This is a genomic window from Ralstonia flaminis (assembly GCF_958415495.1).
GTDB classification, from domain to species: domain Bacteria; phylum Pseudomonadota; class Gammaproteobacteria; order Burkholderiales; family Burkholderiaceae; genus Ralstonia; species Ralstonia flaminis.
In genome coordinates this window covers 24,493-45,678 of sequence record NZ_CATZLL010000013.1, presented here as the reverse complement: position 1 = coordinate 45,678, position 21,186 = coordinate 24,493, and the positions used below count along the sequence as shown (strand labels likewise).

Annotated in this window: 23 protein-coding genes; 3 read left to right on the top strand and 20 right to left on the bottom strand. The window is 63.7% G+C overall.

Going from position 1 to position 21,186, the window contains the following annotated elements:
- Positions 1–25: 25 nt before the first annotated feature.
- From R2N11_RS19015 to R2N11_RS18965, 11 genes are all read right to left on the bottom strand, one after another.
- Positions 26–1,522, bottom strand: a complete 1,497-nt coding sequence (locus R2N11_RS19015; protein ID WP_316681993.1) for an aldehyde dehydrogenase — start codon at positions 1,520–1,522, stop codon at positions 26–28.
- 16 nt (positions 1,523–1,538) lie between these two features.
- Positions 1,539–2,342 (bottom strand): aspartate dehydrogenase, encoded by an 804-nt coding sequence (locus tag R2N11_RS19010; RefSeq protein ID WP_316682083.1) that lies wholly within the window; start codon positions 2,340–2,342, stop codon positions 1,539–1,541.
- Between the two features lie 32 nt (positions 2,343–2,374).
- The gene (locus R2N11_RS19005; RefSeq protein ID WP_316681992.1) at positions 2,375–4,102 is read right to left on the bottom strand and encodes a thiamine pyrophosphate-binding protein; all 1,728 of its coding nucleotides are present in this window, start codon (positions 4,100–4,102) and stop codon (positions 2,375–2,377) included.
- Positions 4,095–4,898: an SDR family oxidoreductase gene (locus R2N11_RS19000; protein WP_199027851.1), complete on the bottom strand. Its 804-nt coding sequence runs from the start codon at positions 4,896–4,898 to the stop codon at positions 4,095–4,097. Before R2N11_RS19000 ends, R2N11_RS19005 begins: the two co-directional genes overlap by 8 nt.
- Before the next feature lie 2 nt (positions 4,899–4,900).
- A complete protein-coding gene (locus R2N11_RS18995; protein ID WP_199027849.1) occupies positions 4,901–5,728 on the bottom strand; it encodes an IclR family transcriptional regulator in 828 nt (275 codons plus the stop codon).
- A 12-nt stretch (positions 5,729–5,740) separates the two neighbouring features.
- Positions 5,741–6,643: an alpha/beta fold hydrolase gene (locus R2N11_RS18990; RefSeq protein WP_316681990.1), complete on the bottom strand. Its 903-nt coding sequence runs from the start codon at positions 6,641–6,643 to the stop codon at positions 5,741–5,743.
- A gap of 4 nt (positions 6,644–6,647) precedes the next feature.
- Complete coding sequence (locus R2N11_RS18985) at positions 6,648–7,184, bottom strand: cupin domain-containing protein (RefSeq protein ID WP_199027845.1); 537 nt, start codon at positions 7,182–7,184, stop codon at positions 6,648–6,650.
- Between the two features lie 40 nt (positions 7,185–7,224).
- On the bottom strand, positions 7,225–7,998 hold the full coding sequence (locus tag R2N11_RS18980; RefSeq protein ID WP_199027843.1) for an SDR family oxidoreductase: 774 nt from the start codon (positions 7,996–7,998) through the stop codon (positions 7,225–7,227).
- Positions 7,991–9,058, bottom strand: a complete 1,068-nt coding sequence (locus R2N11_RS18975) for a Rieske 2Fe-2S domain-containing protein (RefSeq protein WP_316681989.1) — start codon at positions 9,056–9,058, stop codon at positions 7,991–7,993. Before R2N11_RS18975 ends, R2N11_RS18980 begins: the two co-directional genes overlap by 8 nt.
- A 71-nt stretch (positions 9,059–9,129) precedes the next feature.
- Positions 9,130–9,435 carry a recombinase-like helix-turn-helix domain-containing protein gene (locus tag R2N11_RS18970; protein WP_316681988.1) on the bottom strand — a complete coding sequence of 102 codons (306 nt, stop codon included), beginning with the start codon at positions 9,433–9,435 and terminating at the stop codon, positions 9,130–9,132.
- A gap of 198 nt (positions 9,436–9,633) precedes the next feature.
- A complete protein-coding gene (locus R2N11_RS18965) occupies positions 9,634–10,200 on the bottom strand; it encodes a TetR/AcrR family transcriptional regulator (RefSeq protein WP_316681987.1) in 567 nt (188 codons plus the stop codon).
- A gap of 93 nt (positions 10,201–10,293) precedes the next feature.
- On the opposite strand from R2N11_RS18965, the gene R2N11_RS18960 reads away from it, so the two are divergent.
- The gene (locus tag R2N11_RS18960; RefSeq protein ID WP_316681986.1) at positions 10,294–10,710 is read left to right on the top strand and encodes a helix-turn-helix transcriptional regulator; all 417 of its coding nucleotides are present in this window, start codon (positions 10,294–10,296) and stop codon (positions 10,708–10,710) included.
- Between the two features lie 12 nt (positions 10,711–10,722).
- Here R2N11_RS18960 and R2N11_RS18955 read toward each other — a convergent pair whose 3' ends face one another.
- The 3 genes from R2N11_RS18955 to R2N11_RS18945 all read right to left on the bottom strand — a co-directional run bounded on the left by R2N11_RS18955 (position 10,723) and on the right by R2N11_RS18945 (position 12,493).
- The gene (locus R2N11_RS18955; RefSeq protein ID WP_199027835.1) at positions 10,723–11,199 is read right to left on the bottom strand and encodes a nuclear transport factor 2 family protein; all 477 of its coding nucleotides are present in this window, start codon (positions 11,197–11,199) and stop codon (positions 10,723–10,725) included.
- A 151-nt stretch (positions 11,200–11,350) separates the two neighbouring features.
- Positions 11,351–11,818 (bottom strand): GNAT family N-acetyltransferase, encoded by a 468-nt coding sequence (locus R2N11_RS18950; RefSeq protein ID WP_316681985.1) that lies wholly within the window; start codon positions 11,816–11,818, stop codon positions 11,351–11,353.
- A gap of 435 nt (positions 11,819–12,253) precedes the next feature.
- On the bottom strand, positions 12,254–12,493 hold the full coding sequence (locus tag R2N11_RS18945; protein ID WP_199027831.1) for a DUF2798 domain-containing protein: 240 nt from the start codon (positions 12,491–12,493) through the stop codon (positions 12,254–12,256).
- A 108-nt stretch (positions 12,494–12,601) separates the two neighbouring features.
- On the opposite strand from R2N11_RS18945, the gene R2N11_RS18940 reads away from it, so the two are divergent.
- Complete coding sequence (locus R2N11_RS18940) at positions 12,602–13,510, top strand: LysR family transcriptional regulator (RefSeq protein WP_316681984.1); 909 nt, start codon at positions 12,602–12,604, stop codon at positions 13,508–13,510.
- 3 nt (positions 13,511–13,513) lie between these two features.
- Here the strand turns inward: R2N11_RS18940 and R2N11_RS18935 are convergent, their stop codons facing one another.
- From R2N11_RS18935 to R2N11_RS18915, 5 genes are read right to left on the bottom strand one after another with little or no spacing between them, the layout of a single operon-like run.
- Entirely contained in the window at positions 13,514–13,993 is a 480-nt protein-coding gene (locus R2N11_RS18935; RefSeq protein ID WP_316681983.1) for a hypothetical protein, read from the bottom strand.
- A gap of 31 nt (positions 13,994–14,024) precedes the next feature.
- On the bottom strand, positions 14,025–14,807 hold the full coding sequence (locus R2N11_RS18930; protein ID WP_316681982.1) for an FAD:protein FMN transferase: 783 nt from the start codon (positions 14,805–14,807) through the stop codon (positions 14,025–14,027).
- Between the two features lie 8 nt (positions 14,808–14,815).
- Positions 14,816–15,376, bottom strand: a complete 561-nt coding sequence (locus R2N11_RS18925) for an FMN-binding protein (RefSeq protein ID WP_316681981.1) — start codon at positions 15,374–15,376, stop codon at positions 14,816–14,818.
- A gap of 46 nt (positions 15,377–15,422) precedes the next feature.
- Positions 15,423–16,799 carry a porin gene (locus R2N11_RS18920; protein ID WP_199027823.1) on the bottom strand — a complete coding sequence of 459 codons (1,377 nt, stop codon included), beginning with the start codon at positions 16,797–16,799 and terminating at the stop codon, positions 15,423–15,425.
- Positions 16,800–16,829: 30 nt separating this feature from the next.
- Positions 16,830–18,167, bottom strand: coding sequence for a cytochrome-c peroxidase (locus R2N11_RS18915; RefSeq protein WP_430715456.1), 1,338 nt, complete (start codon positions 18,165–18,167; stop codon positions 16,830–16,832).
- Positions 18,168–18,467: 300 nt separating this feature from the next.
- Here R2N11_RS18915 and R2N11_RS18910 point away from each other — a divergent pair, with 300 nt between their 5' ends.
- A complete protein-coding gene (locus tag R2N11_RS18910; protein WP_430715455.1) occupies positions 18,468–19,496 on the top strand; it encodes an alpha/beta fold hydrolase in 1,029 nt (342 codons plus the stop codon).
- A 13-nt stretch (positions 19,497–19,509) separates the two neighbouring features.
- On the opposite strand, the gene R2N11_RS18905 is transcribed toward R2N11_RS18910, so the two are convergent.
- Positions 19,510–21,135 (bottom strand): bifunctional aspartate transaminase/aspartate 4-decarboxylase, encoded by a 1,626-nt coding sequence (locus tag R2N11_RS18905; protein WP_199027819.1) that lies wholly within the window; start codon positions 21,133–21,135, stop codon positions 19,510–19,512.
- Positions 21,136–21,186: the final 51 nt, after the last annotated feature.

Genomic DNA, 21,186 nt, shown 5'->3' with positions numbered 1-21,186 from the left:
TCACACCTGCCTTGGCTTCAAGGCTTCAATTGGCCCAGGCCAGCGGTTGTTCGTTCAGGCCCCAGTAGAGGCTCTTCTGCTCCATGTACTGCAGGATGCCCAGGCGGCCCTTCTCGCGGCCCAGGCCGCTGTCGCGCCAGCCACCGAACGGCGTCGAGATCGAGAACTGTTTGTACGTGTTAATCCACACGTTGCCGGCCTGCACCGCACGGCCGATGCGCCAGGCGCGCTTGTAGTCGCGCGTCCAGATGCCGGCGGCCAATGCGTAGACGCTGTCGTTGGCTTGCTCGATGAGTTCCTCCTCATCGTCAAACGGCATGGCGACTAGCACCGGGCCGAAGATCTCTTCTTGGCAGATGCGCGCGCTATTGGTCAGGCCTTCGATGATGGTGGGCGTGTAGAAGTAGCCCGACTCGCAGCCGGTGATTTCCGGGCGCAGGCCGCCGGTGCGCAGGTGACCGCCCTCTTCCACGCCCATTGCCACGTACGACTCGATGGTGTCGCGGTGGCGATCGGTGATCAGCGGGCCCATTTGCGTGGACTCATCAGCCGGGTTGCCGACACGCAGGCGTGCGGCGGCGGCCGCCAGGCGGTCCATGAACGGCTCATACAGGGAGCGAGCAACAAACAAACGCGAACCCGCGATGCACGACTCGCCCGACGAGCTGAAAATGCCGTACAGCACACCGTTGACCGCGTGGTCGAGATCGGCGTCTTCAAACACCATGGTGGGCGACTTGCCACCCAGCTCCAGCGACACCGGCATCATCTTGTCGGCCGCGATGTGCGCGATGTGGCGGCCGGTGTTCGTGCCGCCCGTGAACGACACGCGACGCACCAGCGGGTGCTTGGTGATCGCATCACCGATGATCGACCCCTTGCCCGGCAGCACGCTGATCATGCCCTTGGGCACGCCAGCTTCTTCGCAGATAGCGGCCAGTTCCAGCGCCATCAGCGGTGTGACCTCAGCGGGCTTGACGACGACGGCATTGCCGGCTGCCAGCGCGGGCGCCATCTTCTGCGCCTCGCTGGCGATGGGTGAATTCCATGGTGTGATGGCGGCCACCACGCCCATGGGCTCGTGCACGCTCATCGTCAGGCAGTCACCACGTGCGGGCGTCAGCGATTCCTCTAGCGTTTCGCAGGCGGCGCCGAAGAATTGGAACGTCGCAGCAGCACTCGCCACCAGGGCGCGCGTTTCGTTGATCGGCTTGCCGTTATCCAGGCGCTGGCGCTGGGCCAGGGCTTCGCTGCGCGAGCGGATCAGCTCGGCCACGCGGTACAGCACAGCCGCACGCTCATGCGGCTTGCGCTGCGCCCAGCCACTGGAGAGGAAGGCTCGGTAGGCACCGGCCACGGCCTCTTCCACATCAGCCACGCTGGCGGCGTTGAGTTCAGCCACGACTTCGCCCGTGGCGGGGTACCGCGTGACATAGCGCTCGCCGGTGCCGAGGCGCCATTCACCTGCAATGCAGATCGGCAGCAAAGCAGTTGCGGTTGGATTCAAGGTGGAGACAGTCATGGCGCAGTGGCCTCACTCAGATCGAAACAGCGTGCGCGCGGTTGCCCAGCGCACGCACCACGCTGAACACCGTCAGCGCAGAAGTCTTGGGATTGGCTGCCAGCGGTTTGCCGCGCATGGTCAGCTCGAAGCCGCCAAAAGCGCCGCGCGCCTCGACGTGGTGAATGTTCTCGTCCACCGTCGGATCGGCCAGCAGCTTGACGTGCGTGTGTTCGAGCCCCAGGCCCGCCAGCGACAGCGTGGCCGCCACATTGGCGTTCTTCGGAAACAGGCGCGCGGCCTCGCGAGCACTGCCTTCGAAAATCACGGTCGGCTCGCGCAGCGCATCCAGATCGAACTGCTGATCGGCCGGCGTGTCCTTCCAGGCGCGCGGGGGCTTGCGGCCGGTGTAGACCACCGCATCCAGCCCGCCAAGGCGTGCGGCGGCCAGCGCATCGATGGCACCGATGGCGCCCGACAGCAACTGCATCTGCGCGTTGCCACGCCGTGCTGCAGCTTCCAGGCGTTCGGCCATGCCCGGTTCGGACAACGCACCGACGGACACCACCAGGCAATCGATGCCCTGCTCCAACGCCGGCACCACGTGCTCTTCCAGTGCGTCGTGCCCGGCGCATTCGACCAGCAGGTCGGGGCGCTCATCTGCGGACAGATGCGTGACTACGCGGGCGTTTGGCGCGAGCGGGGCAATGGCCTCGCGCGCCTTATCCATCGCGTGCTCCGGCACGATCACGGCATCAAAGCAGACGTCTGGATCGCTCTTGAGCAGCTCCAGCACGCCCTGCCCGATCGCTCCGCAACCGACCATCGATACATGCAGCATGTCCGGCTCCTTGGGTTGGCTCAGTTGCTGGCTCACGCCACCACCGTGGTGCGCTCGGCTGCGCGTTCGCCCTGGCCTTCCTTGGCCTGCTGGTTGACCGGCGGGCCCGCAAAGATGGTCTTGAAGCTGCCGATGGAGAGCATGTCGATCTCCAGCAGAAACGGGCCTTCGCCCGAAGCTGCCTCTTTCAGAGCGTCGCCTACGTCGGCCAGATCCGACACGCGGCGATGGCGCAACTGCAGGGATTGCGAGAGCGCCGTGTAGTCCGGCGTGTGCAGATCCACGTAATGACGGCGGCCGCCATACTGCGCGTCCTGGATGTTCTTGATGACGCCGTAGCCCTTGTCGTTCATCAGCACGATGACGAGGTTGGCGCGCTCCTGCACAGCCGTAGCCAGCTCACCCAGGTTCAGGATGAAGCCGCCGTCGCCGGCCAGGCAGAAGGTGGTCTTGTCCGATGCGGTTGCCGCGGCACCGATGGCCGCGCCGATGCCCATCGCCAGCCCCTGGCCGATGCCGCCGCCCAGGGCATGCACGCCCGCACGTGAGTCGAAAATACGCAGGTGACGGTTGCCCCAGGTGCTGTTGGAGACGGTCACATCGCGCACCCAGTTGAACTCACGACCGACGGCAGCTTGGAGGGCTTCCACCAGCTTCGAGTACGGGCCGAGACCATCGACCAGTGCACCAACAGCCGTCTCATGTGCAGCACGCAGGTCGCCGGCAAATGCCGCATCGATCTGCATCTTCTTCTCCAGCCGGTCGGCCAGACCGTCCAGCGCGAGGGCCGAATCACCGCAGACGAAGTAGTCGCTGGCGTAGCAACGGCCTTCGGCCGAAGCATCCGCGTCAATGCGGTACAGCGGACGCGGCAGCTTCAGTTCGTACTTGAGCGTTTCATTGCCACGCAGGCGCGAGCCGACCACGACCATCGCATCGCACGTCTGGTAGAACGCTTCGACCGGCTTGTGCAGGTTGAAGGCACCCAGCGAGCGCGGATCGTCTTCCGGCACGATGCCGCGGCCTTGCGTGCTGGTGACCACACCAAAGCCCAAGTCCATCAGGCGCTTGACCTGCTTGGCGGCATGACGGGCACCACCGCCCAGCCACAGCATCGGGCGGCGCGCGCGCGACAGGCGCTCTGCCAGCTCATCCAGCGCGTGGGCCGACGGCACATGCTGCGGCACCAGCAGCGGGCGCAGGTCGTCCGGCATCGGGATCAGCGCGGCCTGGATGTCGATGGGAATCTCCACGCTCACCGGGCCGGTCGGAGCGGTCAGTGCGGTCTGCACGGCCAGCTTGATCGTGCTGATGGCGGTGTCCGCGCTGCGGATGCGGAAGGCAGCCTTGGAGACGGCCTTGAGCATCGTGAGCTGATCCGGTGCCTCGTGGATGTAGGCGAGGCTCTGGTCCAAGTAAGGCGTTTCGATCTGGCCGGTGATATGCAGCAGCGGCGTACCTGCGGTCAGCGCTTCGACCATCGCGCCTGCTGCATTGCCGGCAGCCGTGCCAGTGCTGGTCAGGCACACGCCCAGGCCACCCGTAGTGCGGGCATACGCGTCGGCCATGTTGGTGCCGCCGGCTTCACCGCGTGCCGGAATGAAGCGGATCTTGCCGCGCTCGCCCATCGCGTCGAGGATGGGCATGTTGTGGATGGAGATCACACCAAAGGCGGCCTTGACCTCGCAGGCTTCCAGGAAGGCTGCAATGGCGCAGCCCACCGTAACCAGTTGTTGTTCCTGTTGTTGTCGTTTAAGCATGACGGGAGTGTCCTCCGGAGATATCGATGTGGCTGCCCGTGGTGTACGAAGACAACGGCGAGGCAAGGAACAGAATGGCGCGGGCTGCTTCTTCGGGCAGGCCCAGGCGGCCAAGGGGAATATGTTTTTGCGCGGCCAGGCGGCGCGTCCACGCGGCCCAGTCGAGATGACGATCTTCTTCAGCGCGTGCTTCGAAGCGGCGGCGCCACTGGCCCGACTCGACCAGCCCGATCAGAATGCCGTTGACGCGCACGCCCTTCGGCGCGAACTCGGTGGCCATCGAGCGCACCAGGTTGAGCACCCCCGCACGCGCGGCCGACGTGGCCACCATGTGGGGCTCGGGCTGCTGCGCCAGGAGCGAATTCACACAGACGATGGCGCCGTGCTCCGAGCGCTCCAGTTGCGGCATGAGCGCGCGCGTCGGGTGGATGACGGAAAAGAACTTGAGATGCAGCTCTTGCGTCCACGCGGCATCGTCGGTATCGGCAAAGGTCGAGACGCGGCCCTGGCCGGCGTTGTTGACCAGCATGTCGATGGGGCCAAGCTCCTGCTCCACCGCATCAGCAAACGCAGCCATCTGCGCTGCATCAAGCACGTCGCAGGTTGCGGCAAACAGCTTGGCGCCCGGGAATCGACTGCGCAGACGCTGCTCGGCTTGCGCGAGGCGCTCCGCATTGCGGCCGCACAGCGCCACAGCTGCACCGGCTTCCAGCAGCAGTTCAACGGTGGCGAAGCCGATGCCGGAGGAGCCTCCGGTCACCACGGCAGCCTTGCCTGTCAGATCAATCATCGGCATGGTCATTCCCGGAACAGGTTGACGACCTTGCCGCTGGCGGGGCGGTAGTCCAGCAGGTACGACAGCTCACCGGCGGCGGCGCGCACCTTGTCGATCATCGAATCCAGCTGCGCAGGCTCGATGCGCGGTGACGGGATCGTCGTGCCGAGCGCGGCCACCACCTTGCCGCCGCGGTCCAGCACGGGGGCGGCAATCGTGGAGATGTTGGCCTCGAAGAAGCCCTCTTGCAGCACGTAGCCGTGCTCGCGATCACGCTGGACCATTTCGAACAGTTCTTCCACCGTGCGTGGCGTGTTGGCGGAGAACACCTCCAGCTGTGGCTCCGGATAGAGCTGGCGCAACTCAGCCAGCGACAGATCCGCCAACAGCACGCGGCCCAGCACCGTGGCATGCGCAGGCAAGCGCGTGCCAACATTGACGGAGCTCGTGAACGGCGTGGGCGCCACCGATTTCGCCACGTAGACGATCGAGCGGCCATCGCGCACCACGAGGTTGCACGGATAGTGGATGTCGTCGCGCAGGCGGTCGAGCAGCGGACGGCCCAGCTCGGTCAACTCCAGCGAGGCGAGGTATTCAAAGCCCAGGCGCAGCACGGCCATGCCGAGGCGGAAATCACGGCCACCGTCGACACGCTCCACGAAGCCCATCACTTCAAGCGTGGTGAGCAGACGGAATACCGTCGAGCGCGGCACCTTAAGTCGGCGCGCCAGTTCCGGCGCAGACAGCACGCGGTCTTTGTGGCTGAACTCGCACAGCAGGCGCAGGCCGCGTTCGAGCCCGGGCACGATGTACTTTTCCTGCACGTCTTCTGAGATGAGGTCGTTGCTCATACGTGTTGGCGCTTACGCGTTTCGGGAATGGGAGAGGACGGCTTGTTCGATCCAGCCAGCAACGGCATCAGGCGCATCGATATAGGAGGCATGCCCGGCAGACGGCACGAGCGCAAACGGCAGGCCGAAGGTCTCAGCCAGGGCTGCACAGCCTTGCGGCGGCGTGATGCCGTCAACATCGCCACAGGCCACGCGGGCAGGTGTCGATGCCGGGCGCTTGCGCAGATAGGCGCCGATGTCGTCGCCGCTGAGCATCGCCACGGCCTGGCGATAGCCGCCATCGTTCAGGCGCTTCATGTTCCAGTGCACCCATGCGCGCTCTTCGTCGGAGGCATTCGGGCGCAGCAGATGTGCGTGGCGCGATTCCGCCATGCCATCAATGCCAAGCTGGCCGAGCGTTGCCAGACGCTGTGCCTGCACCGTGCGGGATTTTTCTTCCTGGCCCGGTTGGCCGTAGCCTTGCGCAGGGTTCAGGAGCAACAGGCACTTCGCCTGCATCGCTGCCGGCGCTTCGGCCACATACGCCGAGGCCATCAGCGCACCCAGCGAATGCCCGACGATCGCGCCAGGCTTCACCTGCAACACCGAGAGCCATGCCTGCAAGCGCACCGCATAGTCGGCAGCGCGCGGCTCGGCTTGTTCCAGCGGCGTGGAGTTACCGTAACCCGGGGCATCCCACGCGAACACACGCATGGTTTGCGAAAGGACTTGCGCGCAAGGCAGCCACGATGCGGCGCTGGAGCTGATGCCGTGCAACAGCACCACCACCGGCCCGCGCTCGCCCCATTGCCGGTAGCCGATGCGATCGCCTTGCTCGTTGATCGCGACGGTGTGTTCGGCAAACTCGGCGCCGAGCACGGCAAGCGCGTCGGCAACGCGGAATGGGTGGGAAGACATGACAGCCTGCGCGCTCATGGCATCAACGCTTGATCTTGGCGAGCGGGTGCTCGGGCGGGTACGTGGGCGTGATCGGCTTCTTGGCGCCGAGCATCACGCACATCAGCGCATCTTCATCGCCGATGTTGATTTCTTCGCGGTACACGCCCGGCGGCACCGAGACCAGATCACGATCCGTCAGGATGGTCTCAAAGCGCTCGCCGTCCTTCTCCAGGACCAGCTTGAGCTTGCCGCGGATGACGAAGAACACCTCTTCCACATCGATGTGCAGGTGCGGCGGGCCTTCGTGGCCAGCCGGGATGACCATGGTCGAAAACGTGAAGTGTTCAGACGGCACCGTGTTTGTGTCGGCCGCGACGCCCGTGCCGCCCGTGCCGAGGTAGCGCATTTGCGCACGGCGGTATTTCGGGTCGTAGTCGGCCTGGAACTTGAGGGCGTCCCAGTCGTAGCGGCGGGTGGCGAAGCGCGCCACGCGGCTGTTCATCCAGTCTTCAAACGACGCGCCTTCCGGGCGGTCCCACGTGCGCTGCACTTGCTGTTGTTCGGAGAGATCGCTCATCGAATACCTCTTCTCAATGGTGTTTGGTTACGTGACTGCGTTACTGCATGACAAAACCGCCGTTGACGGCCAGTGTCTGGCCCGTCACGAATCGGGAGAGATCGGACAGCGCGAACAGCACGGCGCCGCAGACATCGTCGGGCACCTGATCGCGCGAGATGGCACGCTGATCGCGGTACAGCGCATGCCGGTGCGCCGGCACGTATTCGGTGGCTTCCACCAGCGTCAGGCCCGGGGCGATGGCGTTGACGGTGATGCCATCTGCGCCGCATTCGCGCGCCAATGACTTGGTCATGCCGATGACGGCGCTCTTGCTGGCCACATAGGCCAGCAGGTTCGGGGCGCCCCACAGTGGCGTGTCCGACGACAGGTTGACGATGGCGCCACGGCCCGACGCCTTGAGCGCCGGCAGGCAGGCCGTCGTCATCAACCAGGTGCCGCGCACGTTGACGTTCATCACGCGGTCCCAGGTGTCGATGTCAATGGACGAGGCATCGCGCCCGCCCGAGTTGGTGATGGCCGCGTTGTTGACGAGGCCGTCAAGACCACCCAGTGCCTGCGCAGCCGCGGCGGCGCAGGCCTGGATCGAAGCGGGGTCACCCAAGTCGAGCGCAAAACCATGAGCTTCGAAGCCAGCCGCACGCAGTGCTGCGGCCTCTTCTTGCACACGCTCACCCAGAATGTCAGCCAGCGCGACCGCGCCACCGGCTTCGGCGATGGACTTGGCAAACGCCAGACCCAGTCCGCGTGCCGCGCCCGTCACGAGCACCTTGCGGCCGGCCAGCAGTCCGGTGGCTGGATTGCGCTCAGGCATGTTGGGCTTCCGAAGCGATGGGCTTGAGCATGGCGACCGGCGCGTCGGCCAGTTCGGCGGCAGCGCGGCGTGCCAGCAAACGGCGGATACGCGTGATGCCGATGTCGTGCTGGTACAGCGTCTCGTGGTCGCGCGCCTCAGGTGCCATCGATTCAAGCACCACGCGGTCCTGCTCGAGCACGTCCCAGTGCAGGCCTTCCAGACGGTTGCGGTACAGGAAGCGCCACACATCGCGCTCCCAGCCTTGCACGTGGCGCGTGCGCCAGAAATAGACGATGCAATGCTCTTCATCCACCGGTGTGGTGATGCCGATGATGGTGAACGGGCCACCCGGGCCAACCTTCGGCTGATACGGAATCGACAGGCGCAGCCACATCGTGCCGGTCTCGCCAAACTCGGTCCAATCGAAGTTCACGCCGCGCTGGCCGGTCTTCTGGAACATGATGCCGTGCTCCGTTTCCAGCACTTCCATCACGGCCTTCTTCTCACCGCTGGCCATGGAGTGCGACACGGCGTGCAGGTACGCACCGTGCATCGGGTCCATGACGTTGTCGATGGCGTAGCGGTAGTTGACGTTCCAGTGCGCGAAGCAGAGGAAGTGGCTGTGCTCTTCATTGGTCAGCTCTTCGGGCAGGCGCAACGTGCCGACGGCGTCGTCATATTCCGACGGAGCCTTGTCGCCAAACCACAGGAAGATGGCACCGGCACGTTCCTGCACCGGGTAGCTACGCACGCAGGTCTTGCCCTCCATGGGGCAGCTATCGACTGCCGGCACGCTCGTGACCGTGCCCTGGCCGTTCACCTCGACACCGTGGTACCAGCAGGCCACGTGGTCACCCAGGTTCCAGCCCATCGACAGGCGCGCGCCGCGGTGCGGGCAGCGGTCTTCCAGTGCATGTACCTGACCGGCAGTATCACGCCACAGCACGATGTTCTGGCTCAGGCGGGTGATGCCCACTGGCGCGTTCTTCACGTTCCACGATGCCGCCACCGGATACCAGTAGTTGCGCAGACCCGTGTTGATGCGCGCTTCCTTCTGCGCTTCCTTGTTGCCTTCCATTGCTTGCCTCGCTTGATGGGGTTGCGCCGGCTGCCTCTGCGGGCAATACGGCGTCGAATCGTGTGTGGAGATCAGGCGCCCAGGCGGCGCATTTCGGCCAGGAACGTGTCTTCCGTCCAGACTTCGCCACCAGCGGCGTTGCGTGGGCCGCGCTCGTTCAGCACGGCGACGATGTCGGCCGGCGTTTGCGCACCACCCAGGAACGCCGCCTCCAGCGAATCGGCCAGCTGGTTTTCATAGGCGGTCGGCGCAGCAGCACGCGTCTGCCACACCAGATTGGCGACGTGGCCCGGGCGCTCGACACGGCCCTTGCCTGCGACGTTGTTCGGAGAAATCGGCTCCCACGGAGCGAGGTCTGGGTTGAATTGCGGCTGCATTTTTGTCGACTCCATCACGTTTCGGTTGTTTTACCTATGAAACGTCTGTTAATATCTGGAACACAGGTGCAACTATAGACCGCGTCTTCAAAATCGAAGATGCGGGATTACCCTATGCTTTTGTGAAAAAGTTGTGCGCCTGAAGCCGGCTGATCAGCCGGATGGCGCGCTCGGCGCGGGTCTTAGCCGAGTCCGTCCTTAGCGGAGTCGGGCCAGCAACCGACGCCCGGCATCGACGACCGCACGGTCGCCGGTCATCTGATAGCGCACGATCATCCCCTCCACGCACAGCAACGCCTCTTCGGCGATCGCCTTCGGGCGTGGATAGTCCAGGCGGCGCGCCAGTTCAGTCAGATAAGCGCCAAGTTCTGCCTTGTGCGCCACGGCCTTCTCCACCAGTTGCGCATCGCCAGTCTCTGCACCAGATTCCGCCACCAGGTTGATGAAGGCGCAGCCGCGATAGGTGTCGGCTGAGAACCAGCTTGCCAGCACGTCGGCCAACACATCCAACTCGGGGCGCTTGACCAGGCGCGCCTCCGTTTCTTCTCTGAACCACGCCATCCAGCGTGCGTGCCGCGCATCCAGGAATGCGGCAATCAAGTCGTTCTTGGAGGGGAAATGCCGGTACAACGACATCTTGGCCACGCCAGACTCGGCAATGATCCGGTCAATACCGGTGGCACGAAAGCCCTCCTGCAGAAACAGGCGCTCGGCCGTTTCCATGATGCGCTCGCGAGCGGAGAGGGTTTCGGTAGCCTTGATCATCTCGGTGCCTTCAGGTGGGATGATCGCAGTATGGTGTTGACAGACAGACCTGTCTACCCAATCATGTAGACAGATCTGTCTCACGCCAACTTCGTGACCGCCACATCAACCGCCACGCTTGCCGATTGCTGCACCGCGCCGCCACTGCGTGTTCGGCCGGCGCCGTCGCCATTGCCACTGTGGCGCTTGAGGCTGGCAACAACTTACATCGAAGCCAACCTGAGTGAGCCGATACGACTGGAAGATGTCGCGCGCGCCGCGGGCCTCACGCGCATGCACTTCGCCGCACAATTCAGAGCGGCAATGGGTGTGCGCCCCCACGACTACCTGCTCCAGCGGCGCATTGCGCGTGCCCAAGTCCTGCTCATGCGGGCCGAGACGGCCGTCGTGGAGATTGCGCTGTCTGTCGGCTTCCAGAGCCAGGCGCATTTCTCAACCGTATTCAAGCGGCTCGCTGGTGACAGCCCGTCGATCTGGCGGCGCCGCGCGCTCGACGGGATGCACGGCTAGTCGACCACGGAGTTACAACCCAAGGTCGGACAAGCCCGCGTGATCATCGGGCCGACGGCCTAGTGGCCAGAAGAACTTGCGGTCAGCCTCCCTGATCGGCGCATCGTTGATGCACGCGTAGCGGCGCTGCATCACGCCATGCGCATCAAACTCCCAATTCTCGTTGCCGTACGAGCGATACCAATTGCCGGAATCGTCGTGCCATTCGTAAGCAAAGCGCACACCGATGCGATTGCCGCCGAATGCCCAGAGCTCTTTGATCAGGCGGTAGTCGAGTTCCTTCTGCCACTTGCGCGTGAGGAAGGCGACGATCTGCTCGCGGCCGGTGACGAACTCGGCACGGTTGCGCCATTGGCTGTCCGGCGTATAGGCCAGTGCGACCTTCTCGGGGTTGCGGCTGTTCCAGCCGTCCTCGGCGAGGCGGACTTTTTGGGTAGCCGACTCCAGCGTGAACGGCGGAACGGGTGGGCGGACTTCGTTGGCAGACATTGGACACTCCTGTGCGATCGATTGCGCCGCTGGCATGGCACTGCCGCGGCGTGAACACAGTCTGCCGACCTGCTGTGCGTACCGATACCAAGATCGCACGGTGCTTTGCGGGAACGCACGATTGGCGTGCCCGCCTCTCACGCTGTTCGGGCTACAGGAATTTTCGATACACAACAAAGCCCGACTTTTCTGCCATCGTGTCGTACAGCCGCATGGCGGTCACATTGGTCTCATGGGTCTGCCAATAAACACGCGGCAAACCCGCCTCCGCTGCACGGCGGTAGACCGCCTCGATCAGCGCACGACCCACGCCCTGCCCGCGCGCTGCCTCCACCGTGAACAGATCCTGCAGATAGCACGTCATCTGCACCTGCGTCGTGCTGCGGTGGAAGAGGAAATGCACAATGCCCAGCAGCACGCCATCGCGCTCGGCAACCATGGCGTACACGGGTTCATGCTCGTCAAAGAAACGCTGCCACGTCGTCTGCGTAACGAACTCAGGCAAGGCGGCGTCGCCCGCGCGGCCGTAGAAGGCGTTGTAGCCATCCCAGAGCGGCTTCCACGCGGCAAAGTCTTCCTGGCGGATGGGGCGGATCAGCAGCTCGGCGGGTGCAGGCATGGTAGGCCGTCGGTGTGGTGAGACGGCCATTTTGCCAGCGGATCCTGAGGGTTCGCGCGTGCCCGGACACGCGGCAACAGCACCCATGCGGGTAAGTCCTAAGGGCCCTCGAAAGTTTCGCGAAAGCGCGCAGGCCCTACAGTCCGGCCACTGCTTGGCGATGCTCTCCGCTGCTGCATAAGGCGGAGTCGGTCGGGTGTCAGGTAGACGCGCCTGGCAGCAACGCGCGGCAAGGGTGGGCGCTTGGCGTGATTGGGGAATCCGCGCCGCTGGCCCAACCGAAGGTTGCCGTGTCTGCGCTGTCTTGCGTATAGGGTTGGCGGCATTACGATCGGGGCTTCGCGTGCCGCCAGCTTGGTATCACACCGATTTTGATCGGTCTTTCCTGCTGTCAACCTTCCGGCCCGCTGGCCCTCCTGGCGGGCCTTTTTCTTTTCAGGGCTGAACCGCTTCCGGCATCAGCAGACGTTGCGTCAGACGTTGCACTGTCGGCGCAGCGATCAGCACGATGGTGAACGCCGCCGGCCAAGCCAGCACGAAAGCATGCGCCCAGCGAGCGAGAAAGTCTGCGCTGAAGCCGGCGTTGATCCAACCAATCCAGCCCGTCATCAAGAGCGACATGAGGCCGGACATCAGCCAGGCAAACGTGACACGAAGGCGAGTAGGCATCGACATGGCGGTTCTCCTTTGCAAAGCCATCAAATGTGATTGACGGTATGCTAGACAACTGCATTTCAAGAAACCATAGACGTTTATTAAAACTTAAATTCCGGAAATGGAATCATGTTTGACGATCTCGCCCTATTCGTTTCCATCGTGGACCACGGCAGCCTGCAGGCCGCGGCGCGCCACGCCAACCTGCCTGCGGCCACCCTCACGCGGCGCCTTCAGAAGCTGGAGGCCACCCTCGGCTGCCAGCTCCTGCTGCGCAGCGCCCGCAGCCTGAAGCCCACACCGGAGGGCCTGCTCTACTACGAGCAGTGCCGCCCATTGCTGACCGCACTCACACAAGCCACGGCAACGCTCGACGACGACCTCAACCAGGTCAAAGGCACCCTGCGCGTACTGGCGCCGCTGAATCTGTCACGCGGGCTGCTGGGGCCGGCTTATGCGAGCTTCATGGCGGCATGGCCGGAGATCCGCCTGGAGCTGTCGCTGAGCAACCGCAATGAAGATGTCTGGCGGCACGGCGCGGACCTAGCCATCCGCGTCGGCCAACAGGACGACCCCAAGCTGCGGCAACGCCGGCTGGGGGTGATCGGCATTGTGCTGGTGGCCTCGCCCACGTATCTGGCCGAGCACGGCGTGCCAGCGCATCCGCACGAACTGGAGGCGCATCGGCTGCTGGTGGCGTCCCCCATTTCCACTTGGCGCTTCACCTCACCCGATGGCAAGGAGACCATCGAGATGCAGCCGCAAGGGCAATGCGATGTGAACGATATCGAGTTGGCGGCGTCGCTGGCAGAGGCAGGACAGGGTCTGCTGTATTGCCCGCGCACGCTGTGCCATGCTGCGTTGGAAGCAGGCCGGCTGGTACGCGTGCTGCCTGAATGGCGCACGCCACAGCGCACCATCTATGCGGTGTGGCCACAGCAGCAATTGCCGCGCAAGGTGCGCGCACTGCTGGAGCATCTGGCTGAATTCGCAGCGGCCAACCCGCTGTTGCAAGACGGGCCGGAGTTGCCCGCCTGACCCTCACATCTGGAAGGTCGCCAACGCACGGCGCTTGCGCCGCCCGATCACGATGTGTACCCACAAGGCGATGCACACCACCACGCCGGCCACCCAGTGCAGGATCTCTGCACTCTGGCGCGGCAGTTCGCCGTTGACGTAGTACAGCGCATAGCCCGTCACCACCAGCACGGCAGTGAGCGCTCCAAACACCGCGCCCGCCGCGCGATTGCGCCGTCGCACCCATGCATTGCGGATATGCGGGCCCCACAGCATGCCGAGCAGATACAACCCCGCCATGGCGGCTGCGCCGTGCAGCTTCATGCTCCACGCCAACGCCAGCATGCCGCCCTCGCTGCCGTCATCCAAAAAATGCAGCGCCAGCCAGACCAGCCCTGTCACCAGCAGCACGGCAAACACGCCATACACCATCCAGCGCCGACGGCGGCTGAGGCGGAAGGCGCTTTCGCGCAGATGATGAGAAAAACGGGGAGAAGCGGACATGACGGACTGGGCAACCGGGTAATCCGGCGAGCTAAATGGGCGAGTATAGGGCCACCGTTGCGCTGTACCGATCCAGCAGTGGCTGCGCAGCATCACCCATGGCAAGCACGATCTTGGTCAGCGCATCGGCCAGCATGCAGGTCGGCGCCTGCACGGTCGCTCCGGCAAGCGCAGGCAGATGGGCGCGATGGGCATCGTGAATGCGTGACACGCTGCCTGCATGCGCACCCAAACCACCCGCAGTGGAACTGGCGAGCGCCGCGTTATCGAGTGTCACCGTCATGGCAACATGCGCCGCGTTGCGTGGGTCACGCACCTGCACCACCATCGGCCGCACACCATCGTGGCGCAAGTCACCACCGGCATTGACGACAGCGCGTTCGATCTCATGCGCCTGCATCACTTCGATGGCGCGATCCACGGCATAGCCCTTGGCGATGCCGCCCAGGTCCATCGATGCCTTCGTCTGCTTGAACAGCACGTCGCCGTCGACCGCGATAGGAAAGCGCGTGTCGGCCAACTGTTCAGGTGTGCCGACACGGCAGTCGAAGGCGTGCGCCGACGCGTCATACAGCGTGGCGGCAAGGCGCAGTACAGCAAGGGTTCGATGATCGACCAGCAGCCGTGCACCGGGCACGCCACGGTTGATCACCTGCAACTCGCTGTGTGGCGCGTGAAAGCTCAACAACGCATGCACGGCGGCAATCTCATCGAATGCCGCCGCCACGGCTGCCTGCGCGCCTGGTCCTTCAGCCTGCACATCCACCAACGTGCCAAGCAATGGCCGTGCGCGCCGGCAGACAACCGCCGCCATGGCGTGCGTCAGCCCTTGACCAGCGCCAGCTGCGCCATCACCGCAATGCGGCGAATGCCGTCGGTCAGGTGCGTGCACGACAACGTCGCCCCGCTGATGTTGTTGATGTCATCCCCAACGCGCAGCGCCGACTTGGCCGACTTGCCCAGGAACTGCGCGCGCCACGGCTTGTTACGGACTTCGTAGCCGTGGCTTTCGCGGTACGTGAGGATCTCGACGCCGGTGATCTCGCCCGCCGCATTCAAACCCACGGCGTAGTTGATCAGCTCAAACTTGCCGATGACCGCATCGGTCACGACATAGCCGATCGCCTTATCACCTTGCCTGGCTTGCCACACACGCCAGACACCGGGCTTGGCTGGGCCGCCGGCGCGATCGGCCAACTGTTTAAGTTGGTCGGCAGACAGCGCAAGCACCACCGGCTCAAAGCTGGTGGCATCGGGAAAGATCGATTTCTGGGCCTCGGCCGCAGTCATATAGTCTGCGGCAAAGGCGTTCGTGACGACCACGCCCGGCGCGCCGATGGCGGCGGCACAGACGAGAACGATGGGCACTGGCTGATAACGCATGGCTTGCGCCTCCTTCGGTTCTGCAGATGTTCAGATCTGCCGATGCTTAGAACGACACGCCCAAGCCCAGATCCACGCGCGAGAAATCGCGGTTCTTGGCAAAGCGCTGGTAGTCGATCTTGAACACCACGTTCGGGTTCAGGTAGAAGTTCGCGCCCACGGTGTAGACCGTGTCGGATAGCGACGGCCAGCCAGAAGGCATCGTGAAGCCCGGCACCAGGCCTTCGTACTTCTCCGCCATGTTGTAACGCTCGTAGCGGACGAACGGCGCAAAGCGGTAGTCGCCCTTCTGCCACACGTTGTAGGCCGCCTGTGCATACCAGCCGTAGAACGCCGCCGGCATCGGGTTGGCTGCGCCCGGGTTCAACTGGTTGGCGGCAGCCGTGTTGCTGAACGTACCACGAGCATACAGAGCAGACAGATCCCACTTGCCCGGCGTCCAACGGGCATGTGCTTCATACAGCGTGGCGCGTTGCTCAGGCAGCGCGGCTTCGAGGCTCGAACGGCTGCTCTTGCCGGTGAAGACCGAGCCGCCCAGCGTCACGCCCGGAATACCGCTGTAGTTGAGCGCCACGTACTGCGACAGGTTCTTCGCGTTGGCCAGCCCCAGCTCCTGGTGCGATTGCTGCATCGGGGCGATGGCGTTGTTCTGCATCTGCAGCGCAGAGGTGAACAGCGGGTTCTCCGGGTTGAAGTTCCACTTGGCCAGATCCAGACCCGTGGTCAGGCCCACGTTCCAGTTCAGGCCGAAGTCGGTATCGCCATACAACGCCAGACCGCCTTCACGCCAGGTGCTCGGGATGATCAGCGTTTCCACAAAATTGCGGTTCACGCCGTAGAAGTTGGTCGGCTCGTGATTGCGGTTGATGAAGCCCGCCGGGATCAGGAACAGACCGGCGTTCAGGCCAATCTTGTCGGTCAGCTTGTGGTCGATATAGAACTGCTCGACTTCGAACTCGCCTACGTCCGACGACGATGTGACGCCATGTTCAACCTCGAACTCGGAGTTGAAGCGCGTCTTGTCGTTGAACTTGTAGCCGATGCCAAACACTGCACGGGCCAAGTCCATCGTGGTGTCTTGGGAGCGGCGGGTCGGACGGTTGTAGTAGACCTCGCCGTAGCCCCACAGCGTGAGGTTGTCCAGCGGTGACGGCTTGGTCGAAGCCAGCTGCGCCGTCTGCACGGTCTGCTGCACGTCTTGCAGGGCAGCCGTTTGCTGCGCCTGGGCCTTGGCCTGCGTTTGCTGCTGCGTGGCCAGCGTCGTGTTCTGCGCTTTCACTTCCTTCAGCTCGGCCTTGAGCGCTTCAATTTGCGCGGCCATCGCATCGAGTTTCTGTTCGAGTTGCGCCGTGGTGGCGGCATTGGCTGCGCCAGCCCCCATCAGCGCAATGGCGGCGGCGGCCGACAACGCGGTTCGTTTCATGCTGTGACGCTCCCTGGTCTTTGAATCGATTTATTTGTGGATTGCCGTCTTGACCAGCGTGGCTCCGCTAGCAGAAACGGTCTGGATACGGGCCGCGCCCACGCTTGCCGCGGTAGAGCCGCATTGCGCCGGCACGTTGTAGGCAGATGGGTTGGCCGGATCAAACCCATCCGTGAGCGTGCACAGGAAATGCACGAGATCGCTCATCTCCTGGTTCGTCATCGACGGCGCCACAGTCGGGTTGTAGGGCACTTCCGCCACGTTCACGTTGGCATCGAAGGCAACCGGCAGATCGTTGTAGGGCACGTCGGGCGTACCGTCGACCTTGACGTACCAGCGGCCGGGATCGGTATCGCGCGTGACATACCAGGCGACCACCTGGTCCAGCGTCTGGAACACGCCGTTGTGGAAGTACGGCCCGGTCAGCGCGATGTTGCGCAGCGTGGGTACCTTGAACTTGCCGCAGGTCGAGCCACCCACGCGGAAGTCCGTGCGCAGTGGGCCACAGATGCCGAGGTCGTAGTAGCTGTAGTTCGGGTCACCCAGCGCTGCGCCGTTCTTTGGCACGTAAGGCAGCGTGGTGCCTTCCAGGTTGGCGGCAATGCTCCAGTTGCGCGGGATGCCGACGTTGTCGTAGGTGAAGTCAGTGAACAGCGCGGGCGTGGTCCCCGTTCTCGACGAGATGTGGCACGCGTTGCAGTTGCCCTTGGTCGGGTTGTTGAACAGCAGCAGTCCGCGCGTCTCGGCATCCGTCAGGGTGGCCTTGCCGGCGAGGTACGCGTCGTACTTGCTATCAAACGTATGGAAGCTCGGGTCTTCCGATTGATACGCCGCAAGCGCCCGGCCGATGCTCTGCATGGCCGTTGCGGTGTCCTGGATGCCAGCCTTGGTGAAGACCGCGGTCAACTGGTCGATATACGGTCGCGTCAGCAGGATTTTGACCACGTCGTCATTCGACGCGTTGGCCATCTCGAACTCGTTGGTGAACGGCTGCTGCGCCTGGTCTGCCAGCGACGGCGAACGGCCATCACGGAAAAAGCCGCCGGACGCCTTACCGGTCGCATCGATCTTGAAGTTGGGCGTGTACGACGCGTAGTTCAGCGACGGCGCATTGCGCAGGCCCGGCAGATCATGGTTCGGACCGCCAAACGAAACAGCCAGGTTGTTCGGGTCAGTAAACCCGCGAGCCGGATCGTGGCACGACGCGCACGACTGCTTGCCAGAGGCAGAGAGCGCCTGATCAAAAAAGATCTGCTTGCCTACCTGCGCCATCGGCGACAGGCCATTGGCGGCCGGTGTGCCGGTTGAGGTGCTGCTCCCGCCATCTCCACCGCCGCAGGCCGTCACCAATGCAGCACAGGTTGCCATCCACATTGCACGCCACGAGACGCACGCCAACAGACGGGCGCGCGCGCCGTCTCCTCCATGTTCTTTTTTTTCTTGCATTTCCCTGATCTCGGCGGCCTATCGGCTCACGCAGGCCGCTCAATTAATGGTAATAGGAACAATTCGCGTTCGCATTCTATGGGACTTTTCCGTGGAAATCTATGGCGTTTGTGGCGGTGCGCACACGCAACGTCAGTGAAGTTGCGCATTGTCAAACGGTGATACCGGCCCCTACCATGCCATCGATCAATGTCACTCTTTGATCGACATGGAGACCCGCCGATGCCCACGCCAGCCGCCCCCTCGCGCTCAGATGCGCATCCGGATTCGCCCCAGACACGTGGTCTTCCTCCATCCATTCGGCGGTCGTCCCACGTCGTGCACTCAGGCGACGTGCGCTTGCATGCACGCCTGACGCAGCCTCGGGATGATGCTGCGCGGCAGCGCCCCGCCATCGTTCTCGTGCATGGGTATCCGGACGACAGCTCCGTCTGGGACGGCGTGCGCGATGCACTGGCGCGCCATAGTCGCGTCATCACCTTCGATGTGCGTGGCGCTGGCTTATCCGATGCGCCGGCCGACACCACCGGCTACCGCATCCCGCAGTTCGTCGATGACCTCGCAGCCGTCGCCAATGCGCTGCTGCCCGGCGAGCGCTTCCACCTGGTCGGGCATGACTGGGGCTCCATCCACAGCTGGGAATCGGTGACGACCGACCGCCTGCGCGGGCGCATCGCGTCATACACGTCGATCTCAGGACCGTGCCTGGACCACGTCGGCCACTGGATGCGGGCTCAGCTCGACACCGGCACCTGGGCGGCAAAGCGCGCGGTGTGGAAGCAGCGGCTGCAGTCGTGGTACGTGGGGGTTTTCCACCTGCCGCTGGTGCCGGAATGGTCGTGGCGACTGTGGATGGCGAGCGCGTGGCCGTGGTGGCTGCGCAAGACGGAAGGCATACGCGGTGCGGAGCAACGGCCATCGCTGGTGCGCGATGCGTGCAATGGTGTTCGGATGTACCGCGCCAATTTTCGCGAGCGACTGGCTCGTCCGCAGGCACGTGCGCCGCATGCCCCCGTGCAGTTGATCGTGCCGACGCGGGATCGCTACGTGAGCCCCGCCGTCACGCGCGCCGTGGAAGCCTGGGTATCACACTACTGGCGGCACGAGATCGACGCCGGCCATTGGCTGCCGCTACGCCGGCCCGACTGGGTGGCGGACTGCGTTCGTCGTTTTGCCGACTTCGCGGAATCGGGCAACGAAACCACCGCACTGCAGCGCGCACGCGTGGCCGGCACGTTGGTGCCGGCCTGATCCTGCAAACGCGTTACTTGCCGCCCTCATCCAGCCAGCGCTGGTGATATTCCTCCAGCAAGCGCTGCAACGTTGCACCGATGCGGATGTAGTCCGGCTCGTTCAAGTTGGCCAGCGACACGCGCACCGACGGGTTGAGTGCACCAAATCCATTGCCGGGCAGCAGCACCACGCCGCTCTCCTTGGCCAGGCGGAACAGCACATCCGCCGGTTTGGTCTTGGTCTTGAACCATTGCACGAACGCCTCGCCGTAGGTCTTTCGGCCCACCACTTCGGCATCCAGGATGTTGTAGTACGCGACGTCATTCTCGTCTGCATCGCACTCGATGCCGATGGCCTGGTACAGGGCAGCCTTGCGCCCGCGCACGAGGCGCTTGACCGCGGCCTTGTAAGCATCCGGCTGATCCATGAGTGCATACAGCGAGAACAGTGCCATCTGCACCTGTTGCGGCGTCGACAGGCCTGCCGTGTGGTTCAACGCCACGGTACGGCTGTCCGCCACCAGGCGATCAATGAACTTGAGCTGATCGGGTTCGGTCGTGATGGACGCATAGCGCTGGTGCAGGATCTTGCGCTTGTCTTCAGGCAACGCGGCCAGCTTGTCGTCCAGCACATTCTTCTCGTGCGTGGCGATGGTACCCAGCCGCCAGCCCGTGGCGCCGAAGTACTTGGAGTACGAATACACGAGGATCGTGTTGTACGGGGCCACCGCAAACAGCGACACAAAGTCGTCCGCAAACGTGCCGTACACGTCGTCGGTGAGGATGATGAGGTCGTTGCCGGCCTTGTGCCGCTCGTCCACGATGGCCTTGAGCTTCTTCAGGCCATCCTTGGAGATCTTGACTGACGGCGGGTTGCTCGGGTTGACGAGGAAGAACGCCTTCACGCTCGGATCACGCAGCTTGTCGAGTTCTTCGTCGGTATATTGCCAGCCATTGAACGGATCGGCATTGAGCTTGACCTCGACAAGCTGAAAGCTATTGAGCTCCGGAATTTCGATGTACGGCGTAAAGATCGGCATGCCCAGCGCAATCTTGTCGCCGGCATTGAGCAGGAAGTTTTCCTTGAGCGTACTGAAGAGGTAGGTCATCGCGGCCGTGCCGCCCTCCACCGCAAACAAATCAAACTGGCCGACGAACGGCGCACTGCCGATCATTTCCTGCTTCAGGTACCGCGCGGCAATCTGCTCACTGACCTTCAGCATGCGATCGGGCACCGGATAGTTGCAGCCGAGAATGCCGTTTACCATCTCCGCCAGAAAATCCTCGGCGGAAAGGCCAAGCTGATCGCGTACGTACGACACCGCGTGATGCAGAAACTTCACGCCGGGCACCTCTGCGTTGCGGCGTGCAAAGCTTTCAAAGCGGGCCTCAAAACCTTGCTTGGTCGGGATTCCACCAATCTTCTCGGCCAGGTACGAGAACGAGCGCTCGGACTCCTCCAGCGCGAACAGGCCAAGCTGGAAGAACCCATGGCGCGGCTCCAATGCCAGAAAATTCGGATTGCCGCGCCCGGCATTGAGCATGATGCGTTGCGAATCGCTCTGCGCGAGCTGGATCAGGACGTCCTTCAGTTCAAACGGGCTCAGTTGCCCAAGGGCTTCCAGCTCCTTGGATTTTTGCGTCGGATTGGTAGTCATCGCAGGTTCCAGTGGATGCGGCGTTGGCGAAGCGGCAGCCCGCCACGCATG

Coding starts and splice junctions, on each gene's coding strand:
- R2N11_RS18945 (WP_199027831.1), bottom strand. CDS start 12,493: ATGTCGATGCCTACTCGCCTTCGTGTCACGTTTGCCTGGCTGATGTCC.
- R2N11_RS18925 (WP_316681981.1), bottom strand. CDS start 15,376: ATGCGTTATCAGCCAGTGCCCATCGTTCTCGTCTGTGCCGCCGCCATC.
- R2N11_RS18970 (WP_316681988.1), bottom strand. CDS start 9,435: ATGCAGCCGCAATTCAACCCAGACCTCGCTCCGTGGGAGCCGATTTCT.
- R2N11_RS18985 (WP_199027845.1), bottom strand. CDS start 7,184: ATGAGCGATCTCTCCGAACAACAGCAAGTGCAGCGCACGTGGGACCGC.
- R2N11_RS18965 (WP_316681987.1), bottom strand. CDS start 10,200: ATGATCAAGGCTACCGAAACCCTCTCCGCTCGCGAGCGCATCATGGAA.
- R2N11_RS18935 (WP_316681983.1), bottom strand. CDS start 13,993: ATGTCCGCTTCTCCCCGTTTTTCTCATCATCTGCGCGAAAGCGCCTTC.
- R2N11_RS18955 (WP_199027835.1), bottom strand. CDS start 11,199: ATGTCTGCCAACGAAGTCCGCCCACCCGTTCCGCCGTTCACGCTGGAG.
- R2N11_RS18995 (WP_199027849.1), bottom strand. CDS start 5,728: ATGAGCAACGACCTCATCTCAGAAGACGTGCAGGAAAAGTACATCGTG.
- R2N11_RS18980 (WP_199027843.1), bottom strand. CDS start 7,998: ATGCCTGAGCGCAATCCAGCCACCGGACTGCTGGCCGGCCGCAAGGTG.
- R2N11_RS19010 (WP_316682083.1), bottom strand. CDS start 2,342: ATGCTGCATGTATCGATGGTCGGTTGCGGAGCGATCGGGCAGGGCGTG.
- R2N11_RS18920 (WP_199027823.1), bottom strand. CDS start 16,799: ATGAAACGAACCGCGTTGTCGGCCGCCGCCGCCATTGCGCTGATGGGG.
- R2N11_RS18975 (WP_316681989.1), bottom strand. CDS start 9,058: ATGGAAGGCAACAAGGAAGCGCAGAAGGAAGCGCGCATCAACACGGGT.
- R2N11_RS18915 (WP_430715456.1), bottom strand. CDS start 18,167: ATGGCAACCTGTGCTGCATTGGTGACGGCCTGCGGCGGTGGAGATGGC.
- R2N11_RS18990 (WP_316681990.1), bottom strand. CDS start 6,643: ATGAGCGCGCAGGCTGTCATGTCTTCCCACCCATTCCGCGTTGCCGAC.
- R2N11_RS19015 (WP_316681993.1), bottom strand. CDS start 1,522: ATGACTGTCTCCACCTTGAATCCAACCGCAACTGCTTTGCTGCCGATC.
- R2N11_RS19000 (WP_199027851.1), bottom strand. CDS start 4,898: ATGCCGATGATTGATCTGACAGGCAAGGCTGCCGTGGTGACCGGAGGC.
- R2N11_RS18940 (WP_316681984.1), top strand. CDS start 12,602: ATGTTTGACGATCTCGCCCTATTCGTTTCCATCGTGGACCACGGCAGC.
- R2N11_RS18910 (WP_430715455.1), top strand. CDS start 18,468: ATGCCCACGCCAGCCGCCCCCTCGCGCTCAGATGCGCATCCGGATTCG.
- R2N11_RS19005 (WP_316681992.1), bottom strand. CDS start 4,102: ATGCTTAAACGACAACAACAGGAACAACAACTGGTTACGGTGGGCTGC.
- R2N11_RS18905 (WP_199027819.1), bottom strand. CDS start 21,135: ATGACTACCAATCCGACGCAAAAATCCAAGGAGCTGGAAGCCCTTGGG.
- R2N11_RS18950 (WP_316681985.1), bottom strand. CDS start 11,818: ATGCCTGCACCCGCCGAGCTGCTGATCCGCCCCATCCGCCAGGAAGAC.
- R2N11_RS18930 (WP_316681982.1), bottom strand. CDS start 14,807: ATGGCGGCGGTTGTCTGCCGGCGCGCACGGCCATTGCTTGGCACGTTG.